The 6,771-nt window shown below is 70.9% G+C and carries 5 protein-coding genes; all 5 read left to right on the top strand.

The window, feature by feature from the left end:
* Positions 1-2,019, top strand: a 2,019-nt coding sequence (dnaE, locus tag ACLL9L_RS16315) for a DNA polymerase III subunit alpha (RefSeq protein ID WP_411285711.1), incomplete at its 5' end; no start/stop codon positions are given.
* A 31-nt stretch (positions 2,020-2,050) separates the two neighbouring features.
* The gene (locus ACLL9L_RS16310; protein WP_411285710.1) at positions 2,051-3,196 is read left to right on the top strand and encodes a winged helix DNA-binding domain-containing protein; all 1,146 of its coding nucleotides are present in this window, start codon (positions 2,051-2,053) and stop codon (positions 3,194-3,196) included.
* Complete coding sequence (locus ACLL9L_RS16305; protein WP_411285709.1) at positions 3,193-4,119, top strand: pseudouridine synthase; 927 nt, start codon at positions 3,193-3,195, stop codon at positions 4,117-4,119. Before ACLL9L_RS16310 ends, ACLL9L_RS16305 begins: the two co-directional genes overlap by 4 nt.
* Before the next feature lie 25 nt (positions 4,120-4,144).
* Positions 4,145-6,310: a S9 family peptidase gene (locus ACLL9L_RS16300; protein ID WP_411285708.1), complete on the top strand. Its 2,166-nt coding sequence runs from the start codon at positions 4,145-4,147 to the stop codon at positions 6,308-6,310.
* A gap of 226 nt (positions 6,311-6,536) precedes the next feature.
* Positions 6,537-6,771 (top strand): hypothetical protein (locus ACLL9L_RS16295; RefSeq protein WP_411285707.1); only part of this gene is annotated, 235 nt, incomplete at its 3' end.

The raw sequence follows: 6,771 nt of genomic DNA, 5'->3' as shown, positions 1-6,771 counted from the left end.
GATGCGAAGGTCGTGGTCGACACCGCGCGCGGGCTCGAGAATCTCAAGCGCCAGTGGGGCGTCCACGCGGCCGGCGTCATCATGTCGAGCGAGCCACTGATCGACCTCGTCCCGATCATGCGTCGCGAGCAGGATGGCCAGATCATCACCCAGTTCGACTACCCGAGCTGCGAGGCACTCGGCCTGGTCAAGATGGACTTCCTCGGACTCCGCAACCTGACCGTTCTTGACGACGCCATCGCCAACATCGAGATGAACCGCGGTGAACAGATCGACCTGGACGTGCTGTCCAAGGACCCCACCGACGCGGCGACCTACCGGCTGCTGGCCAGCGGAGACACGCTTGGTGTCTTCCAGCTCGACGGCGGCGGCACCCGCAGCCTGCTCCGGCTGATGCGGCCGGACTCGTTCGAGGACATCTCGGCCACCATCGCGCTCTATCGTCCCGGTCCGATGGGCGCCAACAGCCACACCAACTACGCGTTGCGCAAGACCGGCCGTCAGCCGGCCACGCCGATCCACCCCGAGCTTGCCGAGCCCCTGGCGGAGATCCTCGACCCGACCTATGGCCTGATCGTCTACCAGGAACACGTTCTGCAGATCGCCCAGAAGGTCGCTGGCTACAGCCTGGGCTCGGCTGACCTGCTTCGCAAGGCCATGGGCAAGAAGAAGAAAGAGGTCCTCGACGCCGAACGTGTCGGGTTCGCTGACGGGATGACAGCGCGCGGGTTCAGCGCCGAGGCGGTCACGGCTCTGTGGGACGTCCTCATGCCGTTCTCGGACTATGGCTTCAACAAGGCCCACGCCAAGGCCTACGGGATGATCTCCTACTGGACGGCCTACCTCAAGGCGAACTACCCAGCCGAGTACATGGCGGGGCTGTTGACCAGCGTCCGTGACGACAAGGACAAGTCGGCGCTCTATCTCAACGAGTGCCGCCGGATGGGCATCAAGGTCCTGCCGCCGGACGTCAACGAGTCGGTCGCGAACTTCGCCGCCGTCGGCACCGACATCCGCTTCGGCCTCGCCGCCATCCGCAACGTCGGCGCCAACGTCGTCGAGGCGATCGTGCGCGTCCGTGCGGACAAGGGGGCGTTCTCCTCCTTCAAGGACTTCGTGGGCAAGGTGCCGACGGTCGTGTGCAACAAGCGCACCATCGAGTCGCTCATCAAGGGCGGCGCCTTCGACTCGCTGGGGGAGAGCCGCCGCGGGCAGCTGGAGGTCCACGACCGCTACGTCGACGTCCTCGTCGACGTCAAGCGCCAGGAGGAGCGCGGCCAGGACAGCCTCTTCGCGGCGTTCGGGTCGTTCGGCGACGACACCGCCGGTATGCCGGGTGGTGCCAACGACTTCGACGGCCTGCCACCGGTGCCACGGGCCGAGTGGGACAAGCAGACCCTGCTGGCGTTCGAGCGCGAGATGCTGGGGCTCTACGTCTCCGACCACCCGCTCTTCGGCATCGAGCACGTCCTGGCCCAGCATGCCGACACCTCGATCGCCTCGCTCATGGGCGACGAGCCGCGGGCCGACGGCACGCCGGTCACCATCGCCGGTCTCATCACCGGCCTGCAGATCAAGCGGACCAAGAAGGGCGACCTCTGGGCGATCGCGACCGTCGAGGACCTCGACGGCGCCATCGAGTGCCTGTTCTTCCCCAGTGCCTACCTCACCGTCTCGACGATGCTCGGCCACGACGTCGTCTGCGTCGTCAAGGGCCGGGTCAGCAGCCGCGACGACAGCATCTCGATCTTCGCCCAGGAGCTGACCCTGCCCGACATCAAGGAGGGGCCGCGCGGGCCGGTCGTCGTGACCCTGCCGCTGACGCGGGCCACCGACGCCGTCGCCGAGCGGATCAAGCGGGTCCTGGGGGAGCACCCCGGGGTGACCGAGGTGCACCTCAAGCTGACCCAGCCCGGCCGCTCGATGCTGATGCGGCTCGACGACTCGCTGCGGGTGACGGCGTCGCCGGCACTCTTCGGGGACCTCAAGGTCCTGCTCGGGGCCGCGTGCCTCAGCTGAGGCACGCGGTCACCCTCCCTGCCATCGAGGTGTGACGCCGGCTGTGGTCGACCTCCCCCTCCGACCGGCAGAACGACGCGACATCGCCGCCCGACGTCTCGCGTCGCTCGGCATCGCCCCGCGAGGCGGGGGCGGCGTCGGGTCCGTCGCGGAGTCCGTCGCCGAGACGGTCAGGCGGCAGCTGGCCATGCAGGCCCAGGACCTCGCGAGCGGGGTGTGGTCGATCGGCGTACGCAACGCGGCGAGCCTGCGCGACGTCGAGTCGGCCATCGAGGCACGGCTCATCACCAGGAGCTGGCCGATGCGCGGGACCCTGCACTTCATGGCGACGGAAGACGTCAAGTGGATGTGCCAGCTGCTCAACGGCGGCGTCGCCGCAGCGACGCGAGCGCGCTTCGCCCAGCTCGAGATCACGGATGTGGTGCTCGACCGGGGCCGGGCCCTCGTCACGTCGGCGCTGGTCGGTGGGCGGGCGCTCAGTCGCCCCGCAGCGCTCGAGCTCCTCCGCCGCAACGGGATTCACCCCGACGGTCAGCGCGGGCTCCACCTCCTTGGCCGCTACTGTCAGGAGGGCCTGCTCTGCCAGGGACCGGCAGCGGGCAGGCAGCCGACCTTCGTCCTGCTCGACGAATGGGTGCCGACGTCGTGGGAGCCGCAGCGGGAGCAGGCGATGGCGGGGCTGGCGGAGCGCTATGTCCTCAGCCACGGGCCGGTGACCATCCGTGACTTCGCCGGCTGGACGGGGCAGTCGCTGACCTTTGCCCGCGCGGCGGTCGCCCTCGCCGGTGACCGCGTCGTCGCCGAGGAGATCGGCGGGGAGAGCTATCTCGTTCACCCCGACGCACCGGCGCCGGTTCCCAGGTCCCGGCTCCACCTCCTGCCCGGCTTCGACGAGTTCCTCCTCGGCTACAAGGACCGCACGGCGATGCTGACCGCGGCCGAGGAGGCTCTGGTCGTCCCCGGACGCAACGGGGTCTTCCTGCCCACCGTCGTCGCCCAGGGGCAGGTCGTCGGCACGTGGGGCCGGCGGGTCGGCGCCCGGCGGGTCGAGATCACCGTGACCCCGTTCGGGGAGCTCAGCGCGAGCCGGCGGCGCGGCGTGGACCGTGCCGCCACGGCGTACGGGGTCTTCCTCGGCCTGCCCGCCGAGGTGCGCTTCGCCGGGCCCCGCCGGTGAGTCGTGGAGGCGCGCCGCGCTCGCCGCTGCCGCAGCGACAGGGCGTCGACGCGGTCCGGCTCCGGCTGCCGCCGGACGGTCCGTGGGACTCCCTGCGCGAGCACCTCGTCGCGCGGCTGCGACCGGTCGACGGGGCTGAGGTCGACGCGATGCTGCGCGACGGCCGGGTCGTCGACCGCGCCGGCGTGCCGCTCCCCCCGCAGGCGCCCTTCGTCGGCGGGTCCGTCGTGTGGACCCAGCGTGAGCTGCGCCCCGAGGTCGAGGTGCCCTTCGCGATCGAAGTGCTCCACCGCGACGAGCGGCTCGTCGTCCTCGACAAGCCGCACTTCCTGGCCACGATGCCACGAGGTCGCCACATCGTGCAGTCCGCCCTCGCGCGCGCCCGGCACCAGCTCGAGCTGCCCGACCTGGCTCCGGCGCACCGGCTCGACCGGTTGACCGCCGGGGTCCTCGTCCTGACGACGCAGCAGCGCTGGCGCGGCGCCTACCAGGGGCTCTTCGCCGACCGCGCGGCGCGCAAGGTCTATCTCGCCGTGGCTGCGGTGCGCGACGGCCTGGCCCTGCCCGTGACGGTGCGCAACCACCTCGCCAAGGCGCGTGGGCAGCTCCAGTCGGCGCCCGTCCCGGGCAGGAGCGTCAATGCAGAGACCCACGTCGCGCTGGTGGAGCGGCGCGGCGACCTCGGCCTCTACCGCCTCGTGCCGACCACCGGCCGCACCCACCAGCTGCGGCGCCACCTCAGCGATCTGAGGATCCCCATCCTCGGCGACCCGCTCTACCCCGTGGCGCGCGACGTGGCCGCCGACGACTTCCGGGACCCGCTGCAGTTGCTCGCCGCCTCGCTGGAGTTCGTCGACCCGGTGGACGGACAGGCGCGGAGCTTCGCCAGTCGGCGCCGCCTGTCGGGCTGGCCGGAGGGCTGAGCGGGGTCCGGTCTAGAGTTCCTTCGTGTCTGATGCCCCCCTCGTCCCACCGATGCCACCGATCCCACCGCTCCCGCCGGACGCGCCGCGGCGCCCGAGCCTTCGCACGGTCCACGGCGACGAGTTCGCCGACGACTACGCGTGGATGGCCGACCGCGACGACCCGCAGCTGCGGGCCTACCTGGAGGCCGAGAACGCCTACGCCGCAGCCCGGACCAGCCACCTGGTCCCCCTCGTGGACGACCTCTTCGGGGAGATCAAGGCGCGCACCAAGGAGACCGACCTCAGCGTGCCGGTGCGCCACGGTGGCTACTGGTACTACTCCCGCACCATCGAGGGTGAGCAGTACTCCGTGGAGGGGCGGGTCCGCGTCAACGACCACCCCGTGCGGCCCAGCCTCGATGGTCTCAACGCCCCGGCGGGGGAGCAGGTCCTGCTCGACGAGAACGCCGAGGCGCGGGGGCACGACTTCTTCGCCCTCGGCGCGAGCGACGTCTCGCCCGACGGGCGACGGCTCGCGTATGCCGTGGACGTCACCGGCGACGAACGCTTCGACCTGCGGGTGAGGGACATCGGCTCGGGCGAGGTCCTCGACGAGGCCGTGTCCGGCATCGGCTACGGCGTGGCGTGGTCGCTGGACGGCACCAGCCTCTTCTACACGCGACTCGACGACGCCTGGCGCTCGCACGAGGTGTGGCGCCACGAGGTCGGGCGTCCCGGTGAGGAGGACGTCCTGGTCCTCGAGGAGCCCGACGAGCGGTTCTCGGTCGGCGTCGGCACCTCGCGGGACGACCGGTGGGTCGTGTTCGGCGTCGGGTCGAAGACGTCCAGCGAGTACTCCCTGCTCGATGCCGCCGACCCCACCGGGACCCCCCGGCTCGTCGCCGCGCGTCGCGACGGGGTGGAGTACGACTGCGAGCCCCTCGGCGACGAGCTCTTCGTCGTCCACAACGCCCGGCGCCGCAACTTCGAGGTGGCCCGGGCCGCGATCACGGCCGACGGCGTGGGGGAGTGGACCCCTCTCGACGTCACGTCCGAGGACGAGTTCGTCACGGGGGTCGAGGCCTTCGGGGACTTCCTCGTCGTCTCGTTGCGGGCTGGCGGGCAGACGACGGTGCGGATCGTGGCGCGGGATGGCCGCTCGCCGAGCGGTTTCGGGAGATCACACGACGTCGGCTTCGACGAGCCGGTGCGGTCCGTCTCGGTCGGCGACAACCCGGAGCCGGGCACGGGCACGCTCCAGATCTCCTTCATGTCGCTGGTCACCCCGCCGACGGTCTACGACTACGACGTGGCCGCTCGCGCGCTCACGCTCGTCAAGCGCAAGGAGGTGCTGGGCGGCTACGACCCGGCCGGCTATGTGCAGCGCCGGGAGTGGGCGCTGGCCGCCGACGGCACGCGGGTGCCGATCTCGATCGTCCACGCCTCCTCGACGGCGCTCGACGGCACCGCCCCCGGGCTGCTCTACGGCTACGGGTCCTACGGCCTCAGCACCGACCCGTGGTTCTCCGTGGCCCGGCTCTCCCTGCTCGACCGGGGCTTCGTCTTCGCCGTCGCCCATGTGCGCGGCGGGTCGGAGATGGGCCGGCAGTGGTATGACGACGGCAAGCTCGAGCACAAGGAGCACACGTTCACCGACTTCATCGCGTGCGCCGACCACCTGCTTGCCGAGGAGTTCGTCGACCCCGATCGTCTTGCGGCAGAGGGAGGCTCGGCTGGTGGCCTGCTCATGGGGGCCGTCGCCAACCTCGCCCCTGACCGCTTCCGGGTGATGCATGCCCAGGTTCCGTTCGTCGATGCGTTGACGACGATGCTCGACCCGAGCCTGCCGTTGACCGTGGCCGAGTGGGAGGAGTGGGGCAACCCGGTCGGCGACCCCGCGGCATACCGTCGGATGCGGGGCTACACGCCTTACGAGAACGTCGCGGCCCACAACTACCCCGCGCTGCTCGTCACGACGAGCATCAACGACACCCGGGTCTACGTCACCGAGCCGGCCAAGTGGGTGGCTCGGCTGCGTGACGTCGCCACGAGCGACCCGCAGACGTCGCCGATCCTCTTCCGCACCGAGCTGGTCGCGGGGCATGGCGGGCAGTCCGGCCGCTACGATTCCTGGCGCCAGCTCGCTTGGGAGTGGGCCGTGCTGATCGACCTCACGGCGGCACGGGCCGACGGTAAGGGTCCTGGGTAACGGCTGCGCCGTCTGCCTCGTCCGGTGCCGTCCGGTGGCTCGAGTGCCGTCCGGTGCGGTGGTGCGGTGCGGTGCGGTGGTTCGGGAGGCAGGTCCGTCCTGATCCGTCAACTGTCTGGACCGGGACTGTGGATGGTGTGACAACGCGAAAGACCCTTGTGGACAACGGAACCCGTTGATCAATCGCTGACCGAGGGTGTCGGTGCTCGGTTCTAGGGTGGTGGTCATGGAGGAGCAGCAGCCACAGCGCGAGAGCGACGTCGGCTCGGCCCGGGTCGGGACCTGGCCCGGGTCGTCGACCCGCGGCGTCGCGCTCGGTGCGCTCTTCGCGGGGCTGGCCGCATGGAAGTCCGGCGCACCTCGAGCCGCCGATGTCCTGAGTGGCGCCGCTGTCTCTGACGGCGTGGGCGGCGGGGACGCCAAGGACTCACGGGAGGTCGGCGAGGACTCAGGCGAGGGCG

This window comes from Lapillicoccus sp., from assembly GCF_046595215.1.
Taxonomy (GTDB): domain Bacteria; phylum Actinomycetota; class Actinomycetes; order Actinomycetales; family Dermatophilaceae; genus Lapillicoccus.
The sequence above is the reverse complement of the archived record's forward strand: the minus strand, read 5'-3'. Positions and strand labels throughout refer to the sequence as shown.